The following is a 25,026-nucleotide window of genomic DNA, read 5'->3' on the forward strand; positions in this document are numbered from 1 at the left end:
TAAAATAAGGTATTCAATTCCAAAAAAGCAAAAGATTATAAATATTATCTCAATTTTGGGTAATCATTAGGATTTACTTCGTGCATCATGGCATAAACGCTTTCAAAAATATCTTCTGTTGAAGGTTTTGAAAAATAATCGCCATCTGATCCGTAAGCAGGTCGATGTGCACGTGCGGTCAAAGTTTTTGGCTTACTGTCCAAATGTTGGTAAGCGTTTTGTTCGCCCAAGATTGCATTGAGTAGATAAGCTGATGCACCACCAGGAACATCTTCATCAATCACCATCAATCTGTTGGTCTTGGCGACACTTTTCACAATATCGTGATTCAAATCAAAAGGTAATAAAGACTGTACGTCAATAACTTCGGCATCGATTCCAACTTCCAATAATTCTTTGGCAGCCTGTTGTACCAAACGTAAGGTTGAGCCATAGGATACTAAGGTGATATCGCTTCCGGTTTTAAGTGTTTCTACAACTCCTAAGGGTGTTTTAAACTCCCCCAAGTTAGTTGGTAGTTTTTCTTTAAGTCGGTAGCCGTTTAGGCATTCTACTACTAATGCAGGTTCATCACATTCTAAAAGTGTGTTGTAAAAACCAGCTGCTTTGGTCATATTTCGGGGTACCAAAACGTGCATTCCTCTTATCAAATTTAAAACACCTCCCAATTGCGAACCAGAATGCCAAATCCCTTCCAGTCGATGACCTCTTGTTCTAACAATTACAGGTGCTTTTTGCTTGCCTTTGGTTCTGTAATGTAAGGTGGCAAGGTCGTCACTCATAATCTGAAGCGCATATAGGATATAGTCCAAATACTGAATTTCAGCAATCGGACGTAAACCTCGCATGGCCATTCCGATGCCTTGACCCATAATGGAGGCTTCCCGGATGCCAACGTCAGCAACCCTAAGCTCGCCGTATTTTTCCTGCAAACCTTCTAAACCTTGATTGACATCGCCAATTTTTCCGGCATCTTCACCAAATATTAAAGCCTGTGGATATTTTTTAAATATAACGTCGAAGTTATCGCGAAGTACCAATCTGCCATCTACATCTTCTGCCGAAGTATCATAGGTTGGTAGGACTTCCTTGACATATAGGGCTGATTTTTTAGAATGGCTATATAAATGTGAGCTGTATTTTGGCTGTATCCTTTCCATGTACGCGTCAATCCATTCATGGAGAATATGTTTTTCAGAAGAGTTTTCTGAAATAACATAGCGCAACGATCTTCGAATTGCTGAAGCAATGTCTTTTCTGATAGGATCTGAAACATTGGCCAATTCTGTAATCACACGTTCAATGAAAACCTTGTTGATGCTCGAGTTTGCCAAATTGGTAATGAGTTGAATTGCTTCTTTCTGCTCTTCTTTTATAGGATTTTGATAGGCTTCCCAAGCTAATTTTTTGCCTTCTCGAACTTGCTTTTTGATGTTTTTATCGATGGTATCCAATTCCATTTCTGTGGAAATACTACTGGTAATGATCCATTCACGCATTTTACGGATACAGTCATTTTCAATTTCCCAATCCAAACGTTCTTTGTTTTTGTATCGCTCATGAGATCCAGAAGTGGAATGGCCTTGTGGTTGTGTCAATTCTAAAACGTGAATCATGACAGGCACATGTTCTTCTCTTGCTATTTTTGAGGCCCGTTGATAGGTTTCTACCAATTCGACATAATCCCATCCCTTGACTCTTAAAATCTCATAGCCTTTGTGTTTATTGTCACGTTGGAAACCTTTTAAGATTTCTGAGATATTTTCTTTTGTAGTTTGATGTTTTGCATGAACCGAAATGCCATATTCATCGTCCCAAATGCTAATCACCATCGGTACTTGCAACACACCTGCGGCGTTGATGGTTTCAAAAAACAAACCTTCACTGGTACTCGCATTTCCTATGGTGCCCCAAGCGACTTCATTGCCATTATTTGAGAATTTTGGACTGTGGATGCCCTTGACGTTTCTATAGATTTTTGAGGCCTGCGCCAAACCTAAAAGACGGGGCATTTGCCCAGCAGTAGGAGAAATGTCAGCACTTGAGTTTTTTTGCTCTAGAAGATTTTTCCAATCCCCTTTTTCATCCAAACTGTGGGTTCCAAAATGGCCACCCATTTGACGTCCCGCCGACATAGGATCATGATCAATATTCGGATCACCATAAAGACCTGCGAAAAACTGTTGAATGCTTAACTCACCAATGGCCATCATAAAGGTTTGGTCACGGTAATATCCAGAACGGAAATCGCCGTTTTGAAACACTTTGGCCCAGGCCAATTGTGGGACTTCCTTTCCATCACCAAAAATTCCAAATTTCGCCTTTCCAGTTAAAACTTCTCTTCGGCCTAGCAGGCTACATTCCCTGCTAGTCATCGCAATTTTATAATCTTTGAGAATTTCAGATTGAAATTCTTCGAAGGAAAGGTCTTTGGTTGTTTGTGGCGTCGTTTGCATAAAGTGCTTTTTAGATATTGCAAAAGTAGTCAAAATGGATAGGTTTTGCAATTCAAATGCACTTTCAAATGATGGATTATAGTTTAATTATTGAACCTAAACGCTTTAAAAGTCTGTATGTCAAGTGCTGATAATTAAGTTGTTAATATTCTTTAATGCTCAAGGAGGGTAGAATTAAACAGTTTCAAAATTCTTTTATACTCATCCGTCCAGCTGCTTGGCTCTATAAAACCGTGATCTTCTGCCGGATAAACAGCCATTTCCCAATTGTCTTTACCCAATTCAATTAAACGTTGGGCTAATCTGACCACGTCTTGAAAATGGACATTGACATCCACCATTCCATGAGCAATGAGCAAGTTGCCTTTTAATCCTTCTGCAAAATAAATAGGAGAGGAGCGCTCATAAGCAATAGGGTCGTTGAATGGTTCGTTTAAAATATTGGAAGTGTATCCGTGATTGTAGTGTGCCCAATCGGTGACCGATCTTAATGCAGCACCAGAAGTAAACGTGTCCGCTTCATTAAACAATGCCATTAATGTGATGAAGCCTCCATAGCTTCCACCATAAATTCCAATCTTATTTTTGTCAACACCATAATTTTCCACCAAATATTTAGCACCATCCACTTGGTCAGACAAATCTTTTCCGCCCATATGTCTGTAAATGCCAGTACGCCAATCTCTACCATAACCTGCGCTACCTCTGTAATCAATGTCGATAACGGTATAGCCCAAATCGGTCAACAAATTATGGAACATATATTCTCTAAAGTAAGACGACCACCATTTATGGACGTTCTGTAGATAACCCGCGCCATGGACAAAAATAACCGCTGCGTTATTATTGACCGATGCCTCTGGTAGATAGAGTCGTGCGGGCACTTGTGCGCCATCCTCAGCTTTAAATGTGATAAGCTGTGGATCTCTCCAATTATAGGATTTAAAGACATCCGATTGTCCTGAAGTCAATTGAACGGCTTCAGCTTTTGCAGAATTCTTTTTATAATAGAGCTCCCAAGGTTGATTGCTGTAGGAATGTAAAATGGCCATGTGTTTTTCATCTGGAGAAAGCGTCACGTCATTGTTGCCAGTCATAGAGGTCAATTGCTCCATTTTCCCGCCCATTAACGGCATCTTGTAAAAATGTCTTTCACCAGGTCCAACTTCAGAGCTAGTCAAATACCAACTTTTTTGGTCTTGGGAAAGAAAAGGATCAAAAACCTCATAACTTCCTGAAGTCAAAGCTTTTTTCTTTCCGTTGGTAACATCTAAAAGATACAAATGTGAATACCCTGTGGCTTCCGATTGAAAATAAACATGTTTGTTGTCAGGTAGCCAACCCAAGGTGCCACCACCCATAGACCACCCAATGCCTGGTCCGGCAATCCAGGCTTCGTCGCGCTGTCTGTCTAAAGTAGATAATTCACCAGTAGATAAATCCAATTTCGCTATCCAACGGTCTTTATTGTCTTTCGAACGGATATTAACAATAGCATGTTGGCCGTTATCAGAAAAATAGGCTTGTGAGGTGATCACCGCACGCTCTTTGGCTTCCCATTCTTTATCTGGGTAATCCTTGACATAGTCTGGCAAATCCTTGATTCCGGGAAGAGCACTAGTTTGGACCTTGTAAACCGTATCTTTTTCAATATTGTAGATGGCCAGTTCTACCTTTGTTTCGTCATCGCCAACTTTCGAACGCGTGTTCAAATCCTTGGTATAACTTGAGGCGTCGATATAATTTGGAACGATGGTGGCGTCGCTCTTACCACGATTAAAGAGCGTGAAGGTTACGTATTTAGCGTCTGGAGACACTTGCAGATTACTAATTTGGCTATCTCCTGTATAGTAGGTATATGCTTCCTTTTCTTTGCGTCCTTCTCTTATTTCTTTTGTAGTTTCTTTTTTGTCTTCGCGTTCTTTTACTACGCTTAACAATTTTAAATTTTCTGCTTCCAAATAAGAGGATTTATCCGATGATTTTGGGTCCTTTTTCTTAGATTCCTCTCCTGATTTTATTTGGGTCAATTTTTTTAAGATGCCGCTTTCTTGTGAATAGATATAAGCATTGTTGTCAGCTTCAAAAGAAATCCAATCTTCATTGGCCAAGAAATTTGGACGACCTATGTTTTTGGGGAACTGGAGCAACTCAGTTTCTTTTCCTGATTTGATATCAAAAATGATTAAGGTATTGCCTTTGGAATAGATCTTTTTAGTTTTGGATTTGTTGTAGGTACCACGTGCGAAATCAATATTCTTTTCTTCAGTCCAACTTACTTTTTCAATCTTTTTAGGAGATGCCAAGCGGATCCGATATAAAGAGTCTGCAGGATCAGCATCTTTGTTATAATTAAAATAGATGCCTTTACTATTCTGATCCCATTTGACGTTGGAGGGAAATGTTCCCATCCATTTTGGGTCTTGCATTATTTTTTCAACTGAAAGCTCGCTTTGTTGTGCGAAGAGGTTGATGAAAAGAACAGAAAAGAGGAGGCTGAGGAAAAAGGATTTAGTCATGGGTGTTTGTGTTTATGTTGTTCAAGGTTTAAGGTTCAAAATTCAAGGCTCAAGGTTTCGAGTTCCCATCGTCAATTGCATTGCGTCCTTCGCATACAATTTTGTGTTCCCTGCGGTTAAATTTAGGGTTATATAGTTTCGAGCATTTTTTGTCGGTTAAAACTGACATCACGTTTATTAAATAAGTTGCTACTTCACAAACTTATGAATTTTCAATAAATTTTAACGATAAACTCCGATGGTAAATGAAAATGGAATTCTTAGTGTCCAAGGTTCAAAATTCAGAGTTCAAGGCTAAGTGGTCAACTTCGATATTCAGTATTCAGTCTTCAATCAACTGACATCGGTCACCCGTCATCGGTCATTTAAAATTCAACAGTTAGAGTTTGAGCCTTTCAGTTTTCCGCATCCGCTTTGCTTCGGACAGACAGCCCCGCCTTGGTAAATACTTCGTTCGGGCAGACAACTTAAATTTCAATTTCAACTTCTCCAATTTCACTTTAATACCACTTCCGTCTAAAAAGCCCTAATAGTACTTCTGGATCTACGGTAAATTTAATACGGATACGCTGGCTATAATTAGGTTCATCAACTTCCCAACCTAAACTGGAATAGATCGGAAAATAGAGTTCAAAATAATCGGTTACCAAATCCAATTTGATGCCTGAATCATAAACAAATTTTGGGTTGACAGACTTGTTTTTAACCAAACCAACATCCCCATAGGCCTCAATAAACCGCCATATAGTGGTACTCATATTCGCAGTAGTCATCCATTGATTGGCAAAAGGAGTTTCTAATTTCGATTTGAAACCGCCTTCTGCAATGATAATTTGCTGACTGAAAATACCCGATGCTTCCGAGCGTCCTAAATAATTGTAGTCAAACAAATAATCTGTAGGTCTATCCAACGCAAAACTAAAATAGTCTGAATTTTCATCGGTTTTATTAAATAGGAATGCTCCAGCAAAAAACCTAAAATTAAATTGTCTATTGCGCTCTGTCAATTTTCGCCATTCATAATTGACCGCAATTTTTCCGAATTTTTTGGCGATTTGAAAATCATAATAAAATTTGGAGAAATCAATCAAAGCGGTGTGTGCATTGACATATCGTACGTTGAATACACTGTAATCCGGATCATTTACGACTAAGAGAGGATTGTCTTTGATTGTTCTAGAGATATCCAAATATCTAAAATTGATATAACTGGATTTGTTCGACCTAAAACTATTATTATCTCTGAAATAAAAGGAAACACTCGGGCTGAGTTTCGTCACAAATGCATCTTTGGCAAAGGCCGAATAACTAACACCCAAACCATAATTAATTCTGAATAAATTTCGATCCTCAACATGTTGCGTGTAAACACCTAATGCGCCACCTGTAATTGTTTTTGAATTGAAGGCGTATTTCGGGGTGAATTGATAAGTAAAATTCTTCATCAATAGGGTTTTGTTATAAACTTTGGCACCTAAAGTGAAACCGTCATAAATATTGTTGTACTCCACTAACGGCATGAAAAAAACCTGATTGTAGTTGGGGTCTTCTATATCTTTAAACAGTCTGAATTGTAAGGGTTTATTGTTGAAAAACCAACCTTTTAATGATTTCCAGTTGTCCCGGAGATTGTATTCAGGAATGATATTGTCGTAATTCAGTACCAGCTTTGTGGCATCATCGCGAGGAATGGTCAATGTTTTGGACCCATGGATCTGCTCAATCCATGTTTTGGAAAGCACGGAGTCATTTTTTAATGTGAACAACGATACAGGAACATTATTTTTTCGCTTATTCTTGATGGTGAAGGTCACTGAATCCTCAGTCTTTACGATATCTTTAATCCTGAAATCTATTTTTTTTCTGCTGTCGATATAGTCCGTAAAAAACCAATCCACATTTTTATCGGTGTTCTTTTTTAACAAGTTCTCAAAATCAGCACTCGTTGTAGCTTTAAGTCTAAAAGTTTCGAGATACTCGAAAATGGTGTTCTCAACAATATTAGAATTAACAAAATCATTCAAATATTTGAGTCCTATGCCCGCTTTGTACTTTCCGGCAATATTCGCATTGAATTTCAGCAATTGATCTTTTGGTAAAGTTAAAGGCTGATCCCGGTTAGAGCGCGCCATTTGCATAAAATACAAATTGTACTGCTCATTAAAATCGACATCGGCAGCGTGGAATGATCGAAGGCCCCAGATATTGGCCAAAGTTCCCAAAAGCTTAAGATCAGGATAATTATCTTCAACATATTTCATCAAAAAATAAATCTGAATAGCATCTTTGAGCCAATAGTCCTTCCGAGGATCTAAAAGTAAAGTATTATCCAGGTAATTGTTGAGAGTCGTTTTTAAAAGCTTCAGTTCATATTGCAAGTTTCTGGGGAAAGGATTTAGAAACTTTGGCAATTGGTTTAAGCCATAAAGCGGATCTTTTCCGTATTCGATTTCAGTAACCAAAAGATAATCATGTGGATACTTTCCTAAGTTTTTAGTGACAAACTGAGTGATTCTGTCGGTAATGATGGCACGATCGGTTGGCAAAATTCCTTCATTCTCCAAATTGGTAATAACCGTAAAATTATCTGTCTGAACAAAGTTGAATTTCGGAAATCTATTGAGATAAAGTTTGCTGTCCACACGATCCTTTCCGTAAAAATAAAACGTCTGCGTACTGTCTCCTTGTGTGAGATCTTGAATGGCGAGTTCGGAATAAATACCATAATTTTTGGGGAATTCCGCCTTCAAACTGATATCTGCTTTTGGAACGTAGAGATCGTTCAAGTTTTTGTTACTGTAATAATGCCACTCCCCATCGTAAATTGCGGGAGTAATGTACCAATATTTTAAATTGAGTTCATTATTGGATGTGGCACCATAATCAGTAAACGTATCATCTGGAAACTGTAAATTATAAAACAATTCAATATGATAATATTCGTTTGGCAATAAAGGTATAGGCAATTCTACCTCTATGACATCAGGATGTGGTTTTAACCGTGTGTGATTTAGTTCTTGACCTGAACTATCTTTCAAAGAAGTAATGTTCGTAAAGCCGCGCATGTCGTTTTTCGCGAAATGGAACTTCGTGCTGTATTCTTCAGCAAACCTTTTTGCTAAAGGGGTATGTTTTGTGGAGTAGCTATTGCCCCAGTCGTTGAGGTAGATTTTGGTCAACGTATCATTTGTATTGTTTTTGTAGCGAAGGGTCTGTGCTACTTTTGCGCTCTTCTTTTGCATGTCGAATTGGGCATCGATGTTGATCTTATTTTGACCTAACATCAACACCGAATAAAACAATATGAAACTTAAAAGAAAATGTCTTTTCAATGGGCTATGACACGCTTTAAAGGTTTGAACTTTTATAATAAAATGATTTCGCACAAGTTCTTTACGAAAAATAATAAATTATGGACGAGATATATAACGAATTTTAGGAGATTGTGGTTTTAAAACTATAAAACAAGATGATTTCATCCTCCATAAACTTTTATAAACAATTTTAGAGCACATTTTTTAGTGAGAAATCTCAAATGTGCTCTAACTATTTTATACTTGATGGATTCATATTACAATCGATACCTAAAAAGTGATATTTTGATGGCTTTATTTTTTTAGAAATTCGGGCTCAGTTCAAATTCTTTATAAAAATCGTCCAGTATCTCCAAAACTTCATCTGGTGTGTCCACCAAGTGAATGAGGTCTAGGTCTTTGGCGCTGATATTACTAAAAGAGTCTAAAAGTGTTGTTCTTACCCATTCTAAAAGACCTGTCCAAAATTCAGTACCTACTAGAATAATAGGAAACTCTTCAATTTTATTGGTTTGAATGAGCGTGATGGCTTCAAACAATTCGTCCAATGTTCCAAAACCTCCAGGCATTACTACAAAACCTTGTGAGTATTTTACGAACATGACTTTTCTTACAAAAAAATAGTCAAAATCTAAACTTTTATCAGCGTCTATATAAGGGTTGTCATGTTGTTCAAATGGCAGATCAATGTTCAGTCCAACCGAAGTGCCACCTGCAATGTGTGCTCCTTTATTGCCAGCTTCCATAATTCCAGGACCGCCACCAGTGATGACACCATAACCATGTTCTACAATTTTTTTCGAAATTTCCTCTGCTAACTTATAATATTTATGATCTGGCTTGGTACGTGCCGAACCAAAAACGGAAACACAAGGTCCAATCTTGCTCAATTTCTCATAACCATTGACAAACTCTCCCATTATTTTAAAAATGGCCCAAGAATCATTGGTTTTTATTTCGTTCCAAGCTTTGCTATGTTTTTCTAATCTCATTCTGTGTATGGTCTATTTTTTATTGATTATTTGTATTCTCAGTCTCAGTCTCAGTCTCAGTCTCAGTCCTCAGCGGTGTACTCATTCATTCAAATTCCTCAGCCCTAATTTATCTTCCATGATCCGTGATCGATCATCATTTCTAATGCCTCCTAACAACTCGCCAAAACAGACAAATTTAATAGAAAATAACATAATAAGTTCTATTCAATCGGTTTTAAAACCGATTTGCTATGATTTTTCAAATTACCAACGATGACTTCTGGTTCTAATCTAAATATTTCTCTCTAAAATTCGCTGGTACCACATGATTTGCTTTAGTTTTGAAGCGGCAACACGCCATAATTAAAATAAAAAAAGAGGCAAATCGTGAAATTTGCCTCTTTAGAAGTTCATGTCGTGTTATACTATTTCAATGCTATTTTAAAGCGGTTTACGGCCAGAAATGATATTGTAAAGAATAGCAATTACAGCGATCACTAATAGAATATGGATCAAACTGTTAGTAGCTAATCCCTCTACAACACCCAAAAAGCCTAAAAGCCATACTACAATACAAATTACGGCTACAAGCCAAAGAATACCTCTCATAATTGTTAGTTTTAAAGTTACCTCACTAAGATAGTAAAGAATCCGGCCTGTTAATGTGCTGTTTTGAATAAATGTTTAACATTATTCGTATCTTTTTATATATGAACCTCTAAAATATATCATTTTTGGTGGCTTTCAAGCTCCTTTTTGAGGAATTGTGCTGTATAGCTTTTCTTGTGTTTTGCAACTTCCTCTGGGGTGCCTTCCACAATAATCTGTCCGCCACCTTTACCACCTTCATAGCCAATATCAATGATATAGTCCACAATTTTAATGACATCCATATTGTGCTCAATAATTAAAATGGTATTGCCTTTATTAACAAGTTCGTTTAAAACGTTCATCAACACCCGGATGTCTTCAAAATGCAAACCGGTAGTGGGTTCATCAAGAATATAAAAGGTATTTCCAGTATCGCGTTTGCTTAATTCGGTGGCCAACTTAATACGTTGGGCCTCACCTCCAGATAGGGTGGTACTTTGTTGTCCAAGTGTGATATATCCCAAACCTACATCCTTTATGGTTTGTAGTTTTTTGTGGATTTTCGGAATGTGCTCAAAGAAATCGACAGCTTCATTGATGGTCATATCCAACACATCACTGATGGATTTTCCTTTGTATCGAATTTCTAAAGTTTCTCGATTAAAACGTCTCCCTTGACAGGTTTCACATTCCACATAAACATCGGGAAGGAAATTCATTTCAATCACCCTTAGGCCACCACCTTGGCAGGTTTCGCAACGTCCGCCTTTCACATTAAAACTAAAACGTCCTGGCTTATAACCCCGAATCATGGCCTCGGGAATTTTTGCAAACAAACTGCGGACTTCGTCAAAGGTCTTGGTGTAGGTTGCCGGATTACTTCGGGGCGTTCGTCCGATGGGCGATTGATTGATATCAATGACTTTGTCGATATGTTCCAAACCTTTAATGCTCTTGTAGGGCATTGGTTTTTTGACACCATTAAAATAATAAGCATTCAGAATAGGGTAGAGGGTTTCGTTTATTAAAGTCGATTTTCCACTTCCAGAAACTCCTGTCACACCAATCATTTTACCCAAAGGCAGCTTTACGGAGACATTTTTAAGGTTGTTTCCTGTACAGCCTTTTAATTCAATGAATTTGCCGTTGCCTTCACGGCGTTTCTTCGGAATCTCAATTTGTTTGGTGCCATTGAGATAATCTGCAGTAAGTGTGTTATGGGTTTTTAATTCTTCGGGTGTTCCAACACTAATGATTTCTCCACCATATTTTCCGGCTTTGGGACCGATATCAATCACATAATCTGCACTTTCAATCATGTCTTTGTCATGTTCAACAACAATAACGGAATTACCAATATCACGAAGGGCAATCAGTGATTTGATCAGTTTTTCATTATCACGTTGGTGTAATCCAATACTCGGTTCATCCAAAATATAAAGAACACCCACCAATTGAGACCCAATTTGAGTGGCCAAACGGATCCGTTGTGCTTCACCACCAGACAAGGATTTTGAACTTCTGTTAAGGGATAGATATTCCAAACCTACATCTAACAGAAACTGTAATCGGGTTTTGATTTCTTTGATGATTTCTTCCGAAATGAGCAATTGCTTTTCAGAGATCTGGGAGGCCAAATCTGAGAACCATTCCGCTAAGTCAACTATGTCTTTATTGGCCAAATCTGCAATATTCAATCCATTCACTTTAAAATAAAGCGATTCTTGACGCAAGCGTGAGCCGTGACATTCATCACACTCTACCTTATCCATATATTCTTTGGCCCAACGTTTCAACGAGGTTGTCTCTGCGGCTGCAAATTGGTTTTCTATAAAATTGGCGACGCCTTCAAAATCAATTTTATAATCGCGGGTGACGCCCAAGGTTTTGCTTTCTACGGAAAACTTCTCGCTGCCACCATACAAGATCATCTTTTTTGCCTCTTCAGGAATGCTTTTGTACGGATCAGTTAGCTGAAAATTGAACCGTTGTGCAATGGTTTCAAATTGCTTAAAAATCCAACTGTTTTTGTATGGTCCATGTGGAGCGAGTGCACCGGCTTGGATCGAAATACTGTCATCTGGAATGATTTTTTTCTCATTGACCTGATATAGTTTGCCGATGCCGTTACATTTTGGACACGCCCCTTTTGGTGAGTTGAACGAAAAATTATTAGGTTCAGGATTAGGGTAGGAAATTCCCGAAGTAGGACACATCAAACTTCTACTAAAATAACGGGTTTCATCAGTATCATGATCCAAAACCATTAAAATATCGTCCCCGTGGTACATGGCGGTATTAATGGTTTCAGTAAGGCGCTTATCATTATCATCGGTGTCGTCAATCTTGAGTCGGTCAATGACAATTTCGATATCGTGGTTTTTATAACGGTCCAATTTCATACCCTTGACAAGGTCTCTCACTTCACCATCGGCTCGAACTTTTACAAAGCCCTGTTTCGCGATTTGCTCAAACAATTCACGATAATGTCCTTTTCGCGAACGGATGACAGGCGCCAAAATATTGATGCGCTTGCCGTTATAATTCTCTTTGATCAAGCTTTTGATTTGCTCATCGGTATAACTCACCATTTTTTCGCCAGTGTTATAGCTATAGGCATCACTCGCCCTAGCGTATAGCAGTCGTAAAAAATCGTAAATCTCAGTAATGGTGCCGACAGTGGAACGCGGCGATTTGCTCGTCGTTTTCTGTTCTATAGCGATGACTGGTGAAAGACCATCAATTTTATCAACATCAGGACGTTCCAAACCGCCCAAAAACTGACGGGCGTAAGCCGAAAATGTTTCAATATAGCGTCGTTGGCCTTCGGCATAAATGGTATCAAATGCAAGGGACGATTTTCCACTTCCTGAAAGTCCTGTAATCACCACAAGTTTCTCTCTGGGAATGGAAACATCTATATTTTTTAGGTTGTGAACGCGTGCGCCCTGAACCTCAATAGTTTCTTCAAATTTACTCATATACATAGCAATCTTGACTGATTTACAGACAAGTTCGCAAAGGTACTGATTATGAAGTAAAAAATGAAAGAGTTGATATTTAGAGTTTTGTTAAATAATGTTGATGATCTATTGAAAAGTAATATGTAATTTAATCAAGAAACTTACAAGCTGAAGAAAATGTAAGAATATTATGATGACAATTATTCCTTTTACCGATGGTAACTATAAATAAAACATTTTAACCTTAAAACCAGTTTATTATGAATTTAAAAATTACACTTTTGACCTTTATGATGTGTTTGTTATTATCCAATACGTCACTTTACTCACAAAAACCGACTTTTGAATGGGCCAAAAACATTGGAGGACGAAACAGTGACCTTGGCTACGATATTACCTCAGACAATGATGGAAATATATATATAGTAGGTGCTTTTTCGCTCACTGTTGATTTCGACCCTGGAGAGGATACTGCTAATTTGACGTCTAATGGGAGCTATGATATTTTTATTCAGAAATTAGATGGCGATGGCAATTTACTTTGGGTCAAACAAATTGGAGGTATTTATGAGGATTATGGATTAAAGATCACCACCGATGTTGGTGGAAATGTTTATATAACTGGAGCGTTTGCTGGAACTGTTGATTTTGATCCGGGTCCAGATGTCTTCAATCTTACAGCTACAAACGATTTTGATATTCATATTTTAAAATTGGATACTGACGGCAATTTTCTTTGGGCGAAACAAATTGGAGGCGATCGAAATGATTACGGAAGAGGTATTGGTACTGATTCTAGTGGCAACGTGTATGTGACGGGTTTCTTCCGAGAAACCGTTGACTTCGATCCTGGACTTGGAGTTTACAACTTAACAGAGGTTGGGAAATCTGATATATTTCTATTAAAATTGGATACCGATGGTGAGTTTATTTGGGTGAAACAGATGGGCGGAGCAGAATCTGAATTTGGCAATGCCCTTGCGGTAGATGCAAATAATAATATATACATCACGGGAACTTTTAAAGCAACCACTAATTTTGATCCTAATGGTATTTATGAACTAACTTCAGCAGGAAATGAAGATATTTTCGTGTTAAAGATGGATGACGATGGCAACCTTCTTTGGGTCAGGCAGATGGGGTCAGTTGGTGTTGATACGGGGCAGGATATTTCTGTTGATAAGGATGGAAATGTATATTCAATCGGTAGTTTTATTGGTACTGTAGATTTTAATCCCGGTGATGATACCGCTAATTTGGAGTCATTAGGTGGCACGAATATTTACGTGCAAAAGTTGGATACTGATGGCAATTTTTTGTGGGCCAATTATATGGGAGGTCTTGGTAATGATGTCGGCTACTCTATCTCAAACGACAGCAATGGAAACGTATATGTTGCTGGTCACTTTTTTAATAATGCCAGTTTTGATTCAGGGGCTGGTCTGATAAATCTGACAGCTGTAGGTGGCTATGATGCATTTGTTCAGAAATTTGACACTCATGGCAATTTTGGATGGCTTAAACAAATTAGTGGCACTTTTAATGACTATGCCTATTCCGTATTTGCTGACAATGATGGAAATATATATAGTACAGGGACTTTTACTGCTACTGTAAATTTAAATCTTGAAGGAAGTAATGGGAGTTTGACTTCAAATGGAAGTTTTGATTGCTATATTCTCAAGTTAAGTGTGGACATCTTAGGTATTGAAGACTCCTCTTTTTCTGCTGGCTTGGTGATGTATCCTAATCCTACAAAAGGTGATTTTTTAATTGCGTTTAAAAACGAACAGGCCAAAGTTTCTATAAGATTACTTTCTATAACTGGACAAGTGCTAATGGAAGATCAATTTCACGATACAAAGAAAATCCCTTTAGAACTTCATCAGCCCAATGGCCTTTATTTTCTTGAAATCCTTGATCATCAAGCTAAGAAAACGGTGATCAAAGTTGTAAAAGAATAGAGGGGTTTTTATATAACTGGGACCGTGTGGATGCTTTATGAACCGTCTACACTGTTCTGTTTATAGGCCATCATCCCAATCCTTTAAATTCTTTCGCCCATTTAATTAGGTTATCCGCTGCAGGATCGAGATTTAATTTTTCAATAATATTTGTACGATGTTTTTGTATGGTCCTTGGCGATACGCATAACATATCGCTGATTTCGGTAGAGTTTTTATCTTGAGCGATCAGTTGAATGATTTTGCGTTCAGAAGGAGTAAGCAGCGTCAATTTTTTAAGATCGTTTTCGACATTCGTTTCGAACTCTGCTCCCAAGGATTTACTATAATAAATTGTGCCGTTGAGAACTGTAGTAATGCAGTGTTGAATTTCTTCAATGCTATCTTCTTTTAAGAGATAGCCATGAACACCCGAGTTTTTAGCTTGTAATACAAAGTTTTTCTGTTTGTGATAGGTCATCACAATAAAACAGGTTTTTAAATCTATGTTTTCTGTGCATTTGACCATCACCTCAAAACCGTTTAGTGAAGGCATTTCAATATCTAAAAGAGCAATGTCAGGGTTTAAGTCAGTGATTATACTTACCGCTTCCAAACCATTCTCAGCCGTCCCGATGATTTGATATCCTACTTGTTCAAGTTCTTGTTTTAGACCCTTCAGCATGATGGGATGGTCTTCGGCAATAACAATCGTAGTGCTAATTTTAGGGCTAGCTTTTTTCAAGGGATGTAGGTTTTATCATAGGTAAAAATACATTTTAATGACTGGATTGTTATATTTTAATTTAAATAAATTGACAATAACTCTGTTTTTACGTCCTTTAAATGCACTTCTCTCTTAGAAAGATAAAACGGACTTTTTGGAATCGGTTTTTGATTAAGTGTTAAAAATAGGTAGTTTTATAACAAGTTGAGTGCCCTTGCTCGAGTTGGATTCTACTTCTAATTTTGCTGAAATTATTTTACTGCGTTCCATTACCGATTTCATTCCTAAGCTTTTAGACGTATTCAATGCTCTGTTGTAGTCAAAGCCTTTACCATTGTCCTTTATAGTCATGATCAAAGTGTTTGTAATGTTTTCAATACTTACAAATACAGCTTTGGCCTCTGAATGTTTTAGTACGTTGTTTAGTGCCTCTTGAAGAATTCGGTACAAATGCAAGGCTTTATCATTGGTGATGAGCTTGTCTGTGTTCTCCAATTCTAAAGTGAAAAAGACCTCGGTGTTTTCATCCAACTCATTGATTAAATCTTCAATCGCGGCCGTAAACCCCAATCGCTCCAATGTTGCGGGATATAAACCTTGTGAAATAGTACGAAGATTGGCCAAGGTGTCATTGGCTAAATTTCCAAATAATGGATCTTCGATGGTTTTTAGTTTTCTGGTTAAAAGCATGAGTTGTTGCCCAACGGAATCGTGCAATTCAAAAGCCAGTCTCGTACGTTCCTGTTCTTGGGTGTTGATGATATCTTGCGTAAAGAGTTCCTGTAATTTTTGTCGTCGTTTATTATTGTTATTAGATCGAACAATCGTTACAAAACCAAAGAGACCCAATAAACCCATGCCACCAAACAACAACCACTGATTTTTTAGTTTGTTTTCAGAATCGAGTAAGGCTATGTTGCTTTTTTGGTTTTGGATGGTTAAATCGCGTTTTTCAGTCTCATAAATTGTTTGATAATAGGCTAAAACACGTGTTTTTTGAATACTCCCAATCGAATCTTTAATTTTAGTGTAATTTTTAAAGTGTGCAAAGGCCTTGTCGTTATTACCTGTATTTTGATACACTTTAGACAAGAACAATTCAGCTTCTTGGATTTCTTCATATTGATCCCCCTCATTTTTTAGATTGTGAAAAACGATGCCATATTTTAAAGCGTTTTCATAGTCTTTTTGTGCGAAGGCCACTCTCATTTTAGCATTTAAGTAATAATGGGCATTTTGTCCTGTGGTATAGTCATCATCAAGTTCCAATTCCTTTAACAGATTTTCTGCTTGCTGGAGGCTGTCATTTTCTGCCAAGGCCGCTGCCAATCCCGATTTTAATGCAGGCTCAAAGAATTCTTTATTTTCCGAATCCTGATTTTCTGCTAATGCCAATTTCAGATTCTTGATACGGCTACTTTGTAGATTTATTTTATTGTCATCGGCTGCATTGTTATAATAAATGACTGGTAAATTGGGAAAGGAATTGGATATTTTAGCCAATTTTATAAGTTCATTCCTTTCTTTTTTTGCTTCTTTAAAAAACCCATTTTTACTGTAAAGAATGGAAATAGCATTTTTTGTATTCAACCACATTAAGGTGTCCTTTTTATTTTGAAAAAGGGTTGCTGCCTCTTGAAGTTCTAAAGAAGCTTCGCCAAATTTTCCATTGTTGACATGTGCCATCCCTATTGCAAATTTAGAGAGTTCCACATATTTCGAATTATATTTTTTGGCATAAACATAGGCGCTGTCAAAGAGTTTTATCGCATCTTCAAAAAGTCTTGACTCATAATAAACGTAAGCAGCTTCATAATAAAAATCATCTATAATATTCGGTTTTGATACTTGAGATAACAGGGGATAAGCCGCCTGGATTATTTTTTTAGCTTCTTTATAATTGTTAGTTCCATAATTGTGGTAATTAATAAAATTAATGGCGTGTTTCATGGCCATGTTCACGGAATCCATTTTCTGAGCAAAGGAAACAGTAACACGAAAAATAGAGTCGCTATTAAACGTACTGTCGTATCTAATTTCCCCAGCCAAACTATCCAAATATTTTAGGCGATCTTGATCGGAAGCTTCTTTATTGGCGTTTTTCCAAATACTTTTATTTTGCTCTATATCTCTGTCTTGTGCTTTGGAAAGTATCGGAATAATAAAGAGTAGGCTTAAGATATATAATCTCATTAGGGTTGCGGTTTGGGTGAAAATAAATTTTAAAAACCTAAATGTGGTGTTTTTGATCTGTAAAAAAAGGAATTCTGTTATTTTTTGTTAACAAATTACGAAGTCAGGAGTACTTCTACTTTAAAAATAATGAAGGAATATCAGCAGATTTGTTATTATTGTATTTCAAAATATAAAACTCAATTCATGCAATTATTAGGAATCAGCTCCAGAATCAATCACCCAGAATTTGGCAAGGGCGTCGTCACCAATGTGACTTCAAAACATTATTGGGTGACGTTTATTGATAGCGGATTGGAGACAATAGACTTAGATAGCGATTTTGAAGTTATTGAAGCCGCTGAAGATGATGTGGATACCATCAGTTTTTACGAAGTGGAAAGTACTTTAAAAGCCATCTTGAAAAAATGGAGTGATGTCAGCGAAGTAGTCAATATAGGCGATAAATGGAAAGGCGGAAAATTCATAATGCAACCCGGCGACACCAATTTGAAAGCAACAGAAGTACCTATCGATACGTTTTTTCACAAAATCACTATGGTCCGAGACCGTTTGCGAGTGATGGAGCAAAAGATCAATAGCAGCAACCTTGAAGAACAGGAGAAAATTGACCTACAGCAGTATATCACCAGAAGCTACGGCAGCTTAACTACATTTAATGTCCTATTTAAGCTTAAGGATCATAATTTTGTGGGACAGCGGAAGTAGTTGGCATTCTTCAGTTGACCGTCTTCAGTGGCAGTCTATGGAATTTAGGCGAGTTATGAGTTATGAGTTATGAGTTATAAGTGGTGAGTGTGCTATAGTCTGGAGATATTCTTTGTGTTAGCTGTGTTTACTTTGTGGTTCTTTTGTGTCATAACTTTTGGAAAGCGAATTTTCTCTAAAGGCAAATCAAAAATATCAATGTCGATTCAGTGTCAAAATCAAAACCGTCTGCGAGCATCTGCGAAATCTGCGGGATATTTTATGTTAGACTTGAAGAAGAACATTACTTCCGTCCTACTAAATCCGTAATCTCAAATCCAAAGATCATGAACTTATGAAACGTCGGTAATTGCGCACCGCTTTCGGTAGTTCTCCAATCGCTCCAAGAGGCTTTCAATCCGTTGATTGGCAGTATATCTACCCACATCTGAAAACTTGTTGGTTTTCCTGAAGCATCCAAATGCCATAAATACGAGTCTCCGGGAGTCGTTCCGCCTGAAGTATAAGTTACTAAAAGACCTTCTGATCCATCTTCCAAAGTCACTATACGACGTTCTGTGCCAGGATCAAAAACCTTGTAAGGTGCCACCAGCCAAAACGAATCGTTATTAAAGTTGGAGATGGCTTTTTCGATGAGTTTTTTAGAAGATTCCTTGTCAACTTTTTCCTCGTTTTCAAAGGCTTCACTTTTTGACGGATCGTTCAAATCTAAATCGACGCGATAGGATTTCCAATAGACTTGGCAATTGTTTTTGGCTTTGTTCCATTTATAATGATGGCGCTTATTGAAGGTCCATTCTATATAGTTGGTATTTTTATAGGCTTCATGATCTAAAGCATTCAGCATTTTAGTTGCCAACAATTCTGCCGGTTCACCTTTGATTCCTGTCGGCAAATCTTCATCGTATTTGAGATATAAAAAACCGAAGAAGAGCAGGGTAGGAAGTGTGAAAAACACAATCACCCCAGCGATAATTTTTAAAACTTTTTTTGGTTTGGCCAATTGATGTGGGTTTTATTTGCGAAGATAGGTATTTCACAGGGTTGTTACGCAGAGTTACACAGAGGTTTCACAGAGTTGTGCGGAGTTGTTTCGCAGAGGTTTCGCAGAGATTTCACAGAGTTGTGCGTAGTTTTATTTCAAAACTATTAGTAATTCTATAAATCTCCGTGTAGCTCTGTGTTTCTCCGTGCATCTCTGTGTCATAAATCTGTGTCGCATCCCCTAATTTTCATTTTCATACCCCGCAGGACGTTTCCATCTCACCGGCGCCTTTGGTTCCGGCTTCATTTCAAATTCTTGGGTTTCCAATAGTTTTAAAGCTTCCTTGACGCCACGTTCCAATTGTGGATCCCTTCCGTTCATGCTCAATTTTGGTTCTTGAATCACTTCAATGTCTGGAGCAACACCTTCACCTTCAACTGCCCATTCGCCATTGACATCATAAAAACCACCACGTGGTGCTACCATACGTCCACCATCAATAAAAGGAGGTGTGTCCCAAGTGCCCACTAATCCGCCCCAAGTTCTGGTGCCAATCAACGGTCCGATTTTTTTCGCTTTAAACATATATGGGAGCAAATCGCCTCCAGAACCTGCGCGTTCATTGATCAGCATCACTTTTGGCCCCCAAATGCCTGCCATTGGTGTTGTCCAAGGTCGGTTGTCATTGGTTTTACTGTTGAAATACCCAAAAAGCTCCCGGGACATGATGTCAATCATATAATCCGCAGCTGATCCACCACCATTATTGCGTTCGTCAATAATAACGCCTTTTTTATCCTGTTGAGAGAAATAATATCTGTTGAAGGAAGCAAATCCGGGCTGGCTCGTATTTGGTACATAAACATAAGCCAATTTGCCATCAGAAAGTTCATCTACCTTTTTACGGTTGCCTTCCACCCAATCCATATATCGAAGACCTCTTTCATTGGACACAGGCTTGATTAAAAATGATTTGGCGCCTGTTTTTGTCGGTTTGCTGTTGACTTCAATCGTAATTTCCCGGTTTGCAGTTTGTTCCAATAGGCTATAAATATTCTCATTTGGACTCACCGTTTTACCATTGATGGTAATGATATAATCGCCTTCATTCACGTTTATACCTGGTAAACCTAAAGGTGAGTAGGTATCTGGATTCCATGTTTCACCAGTGTAGATTTTATTAATGCGATACCCGTCCTTTGTCCATTCAAAGTCACAGCCCAACAATCCTACTGGCACACGATCTATTTTGGGCATATCGCCACCTGATACGTAGGAGTGCCCAATAGACACCTCACCACTCATAATATCGATCACATAGTTCAAATCTGTTCTGTGGCGCACATGGTCAATCCACGGTGCATACCATTCATAAATCTTATCCCAAGGGGCGCCATGAACGTTGTTCACATATAGGAAATCACGCATATAACGCCAGCCTTCCTTAAACATTTGATGGTATTCTTCCTTTGGATCTACTTTTATTTTAAGATCCATTTTGAGCTTTTCCTCATCTTTAGGAGGTTTTGAAGTGTTGACAATGCTCCAGTTATTGTTTTGTCTGATCAACGCACTTTCACGATCGGCAGAAACGACCATCTCGGAAACATTCTTTGCATAATCCGTGGCTTTCCTATCTTCTAAGCTATAACTGTGTATTTTTTGTCCTGATTCATCTGGAACAGACTCTGCAATAAATACGATGTTCTTCGGACCTTTTATTAATCCAACATAATTAGCTTGTTTAAGCTGAAGTGGAACAGTGCGATTGAAAATGTTTTCTTTGTCGATGACAATTTTTGGGACTTCAGCTACTTTATCTTTGTCCTTGGAATCGTCCTTCTTCTTTTTGTCATCTTTAGCCGCTGCTTTATCATCACTTTTTTTGGAATTCTCTTCATCCGTTTTTGGAAGAATAGGAGCATCATCCTTACTGTTCAAGACGATAGCATAAAGACCACGGGTCACATTTACATCATAAGAACTCATGTCCAACCACCCTGAAGTGAGTCCATAATTGGTACTTGCCAAGGTGAAAATATATTTTCCTGAGGCATCCCAAACTGGGGTTATGGCATCTGCCATCCCATCTGTAATTTGAATTCTCTCGTTGGTTTCTACATTATAAACAAAAATGGCCTTGAAATGGCTTTCCAATTGTTTGGCATAGGCAATCCATTTACTGTCCGGAGACCAAACAGGATTCATTGAGCGTTCAGGATGTGCATACCGATCTGTATCTGCTTTAACAGCTTTTTTTGAGTCTAAGTTCAATACCCAAATATTATAATCGGTATCGGTATATGCTATGTATTTGCCATCATTGGACCACTCCGGTTTAAAGAAGAAAGTGGCATTGGGTAAGGTGATTTCCTCTTGATTGTTACCATCTTGATCGGCCACAACCATTTTATAATTTCCGCTGGCATCAGAAAACCAAGCTATTTTATCACCTTTAGGAGACCAAACCGGACTGCGGTCTGCCACTCCTGACGAGCTGGTGAGATTGCGCCAAGTGCCATGTTCTTTAGGAACCGTAAAGATGTCGCCACGATGCTCAAAAACAGCACGCATGCCTTTTGGGGAAATCTGTGGATTGCTTAACCTATTTGCGGAAACATCTTCCCATCGCGGTCTTGCAAAATTCAAGTCGCCCGTTGCCGTAATATTCAATTGTGTGGTAGCTAAGGTTTCCACGTTTACAAGATGCAGATAGCCACCTTGTTCATAAACAATTTGATCTTGATTGGCACTTAGACTTTTAACGTCAAATTTTTTGTGAAAGGTGATTTGTTTCTCCGTTTTAGTTTGAGGATCGAAGGACCAGATATTACTGGTATAATCGCGCTCTGATAAGTAATAAACCACACCGTTCAGCCAAACAGGATCTAAATGGCGTTCTTTATCCAACTGTGGTGTGGTGATCAAATCTTTAGTTTCCAAATCGACAATCCAAATAGGCATGGCTTGTCCACCACGATAGTTTCGCCATTCAGGATCCCAAGAGGTAATTGGGGTGTAGGCAATATACTTTCCATCCGTAGAAATATCGCCGTAAGCTGCCCTTTGTAAATCTAAAGCTTTTGGAAAACTCTCCTTTGTTCCAACGGTATAAAGTTTTGTGGATGCGGTTGGTTTTCCTTCACGGCCGGATCGGAAGAGAATCTTGTTATCTGGTGTCCATCCTTCAACATAGTCGCCATCCGGATGGAAGGTGATGCGTTTTGGTTCGCCACCTTCAGAAGGCATGATATACACATCGGTATTGCCATCATATTCTGCCGTAAAAGCGATGGTTTTTCCGTCTTTAGAAAAATGAGGATTAGATTCGTAGCCTTCGCCACTGGTCAAACGTATTGCTGTGCCTCCATTCAGAGGGGCTTTCCATAAATCGTTGGCATAAATAAAGACAACTTCTGTTTTTGAAATGGTGGGTTGTCTCAACAGTTGGGTGCCTTGTGAGAATATTGACAGTGAGAAAAACAAGGCGGAGAAAACAAGGAAACTTTTCATGATGGCGTTAGTTTAAAAAACAACTTTAAAGGTGTAAATTATATAAATTGATGTTAATGGCAGACTATTCTAAACCGTGCAACTGTTTTAATGTTGCTAATTTTTCATCTGAAAATGAACGCAGTTCTTCAAAGAAACTGGTGAATTCCTCTTCAAACTCCTGATAGAATTCTTTAAGTTCATCGGTAGCTCTGTCCATTCCTGAAATATTCTTGGTGCGTATATTCATGCCATTCAAGACTTTTTGAATGCCTTCAATTTTCGCATAACTCAACAGCCAATTATCGGCTATCATATAAGGCACCATCTTTTGTGCACGACCGGGTAAGAACTCAGCGTGTGTTTTCAATATTTCGTAAAAATTGTCCACGTAAATATCTAAAGGTATCGTAGAATAGTGCGACCAGTTTTTGGCTAAAAAGTGATCATACAAAATATCTACAATCACACCACTGTAATGGCTATAGTTTTCATGCAAACGTTTGGTACTCATTCTTACGGTTGGATGTGCATCGGTAAACGTATCGATTTCGCGATGGAGGAGAATGCCAATTTGAATGTCTAAGGGATACTTTTTATAGCGTTTCCCTTTAATACTATCAGCCATAAAATTGCCTATGGTGATTAATTCGTTGTCTCCTGAAAGATAAATGTGGGCTAAAAAATTCATTGGTCTAATTTACGGAATTGCTTTTTAGATTTCCGATTTTGTAATTGTATATTTGCTTTTCATTTATAAATTAAAGATATGACACTTATAAAATCAATTTCAGGAATAAGAGGTACAATTGGAGGCAAAGTAGGTGATAATTTGACGCCTATTGATGCTGTTAAATTTGCATCGGCTTATGGAATTTGGTTAAAAGAACAACGAAATAAAGAAAACTACCGCGTGGTGGTGGGTCGTGATGCGCGGATTTCTGGTGAAATGATCCAAAACCTAGTCATGAACACCTTAGTTGGTTTAGGCATCCATGTCATCGATCTCGGATTGTCAACAACCCCAACGGTTGAGGTTGCCGTGCCAATGGAACACGCCGATGGAGGTATTATTCTAACAGCGAGTCATAATCCAAAACAGTGGAATGCTCTTAAATTGCTTGATGCAAAGGGCGAGTTTTTAAATGGTGCTGAAGGTGCACGAATTTTGGAAATAGCTGAAAACGATCAAATGACCTTTGCAGAAGTAGATGATCTTGGAGAGATTACCAAAAATGAAGCGTATATGGACATCCATATTGACGAAGTTTTGAAAATGCCCTTGGTGAATCAACAAGCTATTAGAGACGCAAAATTTAAAGTGGTTGTTGATGGTGTCAATTCTACTGGAGGGATTATTATTCCTTTGTTATTGGAACATTTGGGCGTGCAGGCCGTAAAACTATATTGTGAGCCTACGGGCCATTTCCCTCATAACCCAGAGCCTTTAAAAGAGCACTTACAAGATTTATCAGCGATGGTGGTCAAAGAGCAAGCGCATTTTGGTATTGCGGTAGATCCGGATGTTGATCGTTTGGCTTTTGTGGATGAGAAAGGAGATATGTTTGGTGAAGAGTACACTTTAGTTGCTTGTGCAGATTATGTATTGAGCAAAACACCTGGCAATACGGTGAGTAATATGAGTTCCACCAGAGCTTTAAGGGATATTACAGAAAAACATGGCGGCAGTTATGAGGCCAGTGCGGTAGGCGAGGTGAACGTTGTGGAATTGATGAAAAAGAATAACGCCATCATCGGTGGAGAAGGTAACGGAGGAATAATTTATCCTGAACTGCATTATGGCCGTGATGCGCTTGTTGGTGTGGCTTTGTTTTTAAGTCTATTGGCAGAAAAAAGAATGACGACAAGTGCATTGAGAGCAACCTATCCAAGTTATTTTATGGGCAAGAAAAAGATAGAGTTAACACCTGGATTGGATGTGGACGGAATTTTAAAAGCAATGGAAGCGCGTTATCAAAATGAAAAACTCACCACTATTGATGGGGTGAAAATAGATTTCAGCGAGAGTTGGGTCCATTTGCGCAAAAGTAATACGGAACCAATTATCAGGATTTATACGGAAGCACTTTCACAGGATGAAGCAGACGCGCTTGCAGATAAGATCATTTCTGAAATTAAGGCTGTCGCAAATATTTAGTAC

At 38.2% G+C, this 25,026-nt stretch carries 14 protein-coding genes; 3 read left to right on the forward strand and 11 right to left on the reverse strand.

Going from position 1 to position 25,026, the window contains the following annotated elements; genetic code table 11:
• Positions 1 to 44: 44 nt before the first annotated feature.
• From J4051_RS11590 to uvrA, 6 genes are all read right to left on the reverse strand, one after another.
• The gene (locus J4051_RS11590; RefSeq protein ID WP_208234032.1) at positions 45 to 2,456 is read right to left on the reverse strand and encodes an alpha-ketoacid dehydrogenase subunit alpha/beta; all 2,412 of its coding nucleotides are present in this window, start codon (positions 2,454 to 2,456) and stop codon (positions 45 to 47) included.
• A 152-nt stretch (positions 2,457 to 2,608) separates the two neighbouring features.
• On the reverse strand, positions 2,609 to 4,975 hold the full coding sequence (locus J4051_RS11595; RefSeq protein WP_208234033.1) for a S9 family peptidase: 2,367 nt from the start codon (positions 4,973 to 4,975) through the stop codon (positions 2,609 to 2,611).
• A gap of 500 nt (positions 4,976 to 5,475) precedes the next feature.
• Positions 5,476 to 8,259: a gluzincin family metallopeptidase gene (locus J4051_RS11600; protein ID WP_208234034.1), complete on the reverse strand. Its 2,784-nt coding sequence runs from the start codon at positions 8,257 to 8,259 to the stop codon at positions 5,476 to 5,478.
• Positions 8,260 to 8,591: 332 nt separating this feature from the next.
• Complete coding sequence (locus J4051_RS11605) at positions 8,592 to 9,281, reverse strand: LOG family protein (RefSeq protein ID WP_208234035.1); 690 nt, start codon at positions 9,279 to 9,281, stop codon at positions 8,592 to 8,594.
• Positions 9,282 to 9,704: 423 nt separating this feature from the next.
• The gene (locus J4051_RS11610) at positions 9,705 to 9,872 is read right to left on the reverse strand and encodes a lmo0937 family membrane protein (RefSeq protein ID WP_182202196.1); all 168 of its coding nucleotides are present in this window, start codon (positions 9,870 to 9,872) and stop codon (positions 9,705 to 9,707) included.
• A 119-nt stretch (positions 9,873 to 9,991) separates the two neighbouring features.
• On the reverse strand, positions 9,992 to 12,835 hold the full coding sequence (uvrA, locus tag J4051_RS11615) for an excinuclease ABC subunit UvrA (protein ID WP_208234036.1): 2,844 nt from the start codon (positions 12,833 to 12,835) through the stop codon (positions 9,992 to 9,994).
• A gap of 242 nt (positions 12,836 to 13,077) precedes the next feature.
• Between uvrA and J4051_RS11620 the strand changes: the two genes are divergently transcribed.
• Positions 13,078 to 14,781: an SBBP repeat-containing protein gene (locus J4051_RS11620; RefSeq protein ID WP_208234037.1), complete on the forward strand. Its 1,704-nt coding sequence runs from the start codon at positions 13,078 to 13,080 to the stop codon at positions 14,779 to 14,781.
• 70 nt (positions 14,782 to 14,851) lie between these two features.
• On the opposite strand, the gene J4051_RS11625 is transcribed toward J4051_RS11620, so the two are convergent.
• Together J4051_RS11625 and J4051_RS11630 are read right to left on the reverse strand one after the other, a co-directional pair.
• A complete protein-coding gene (locus tag J4051_RS11625; RefSeq protein ID WP_208234038.1) occupies positions 14,852 to 15,505 on the reverse strand; it encodes a response regulator in 654 nt (217 codons plus the stop codon).
• Between the two features lie 153 nt (positions 15,506 to 15,658).
• Positions 15,659 to 17,680, reverse strand: a complete 2,022-nt coding sequence (locus tag J4051_RS11630) for a tetratricopeptide repeat-containing sensor histidine kinase (RefSeq protein ID WP_208234039.1) — start codon at positions 17,678 to 17,680, stop codon at positions 15,659 to 15,661.
• Positions 17,681 to 17,866: 186 nt separating this feature from the next.
• Here J4051_RS11630 and J4051_RS11635 point away from each other — a divergent pair, with 186 nt between their 5' ends.
• A complete protein-coding gene (locus J4051_RS11635; protein ID WP_208234040.1) occupies positions 17,867 to 18,388 on the forward strand; it encodes a hypothetical protein in 522 nt (173 codons plus the stop codon).
• 283 nt (positions 18,389 to 18,671) lie between these two features.
• On the opposite strand, the gene J4051_RS11640 is transcribed toward J4051_RS11635, so the two are convergent.
• From J4051_RS11640 to J4051_RS11650, 3 genes are all read right to left on the reverse strand, one after another.
• Entirely contained in the window at positions 18,672 to 19,391 is a 720-nt protein-coding gene (locus tag J4051_RS11640) for a hypothetical protein (protein ID WP_208234041.1), read from the reverse strand.
• A gap of 222 nt (positions 19,392 to 19,613) precedes the next feature.
• Positions 19,614 to 22,886 carry a S41 family peptidase gene (locus J4051_RS11645; protein WP_208234042.1) on the reverse strand — a complete coding sequence of 1,091 codons (3,273 nt, stop codon included), beginning with the start codon at positions 22,884 to 22,886 and terminating at the stop codon, positions 19,614 to 19,616.
• A 64-nt stretch (positions 22,887 to 22,950) separates the two neighbouring features.
• Entirely contained in the window at positions 22,951 to 23,556 is a 606-nt protein-coding gene (locus J4051_RS11650; protein WP_208234043.1) for an acyl carrier protein phosphodiesterase, read from the reverse strand.
• A gap of 78 nt (positions 23,557 to 23,634) precedes the next feature.
• Here J4051_RS11650 and glmM point away from each other — a divergent pair, with 78 nt between their 5' ends.
• A complete protein-coding gene (glmM, locus tag J4051_RS11655; RefSeq protein ID WP_208234044.1) occupies positions 23,635 to 25,023 on the forward strand; it encodes a phosphoglucosamine mutase in 1,389 nt (462 codons plus the stop codon).
• Positions 25,024 to 25,026: the final 3 nt, after the last annotated feature.

The organism is Gelidibacter pelagius (assembly GCF_017581925.1).
GTDB classification, from domain to species: domain Bacteria; phylum Bacteroidota; class Bacteroidia; order Flavobacteriales; family Flavobacteriaceae; genus Gelidibacter; species Gelidibacter pelagius.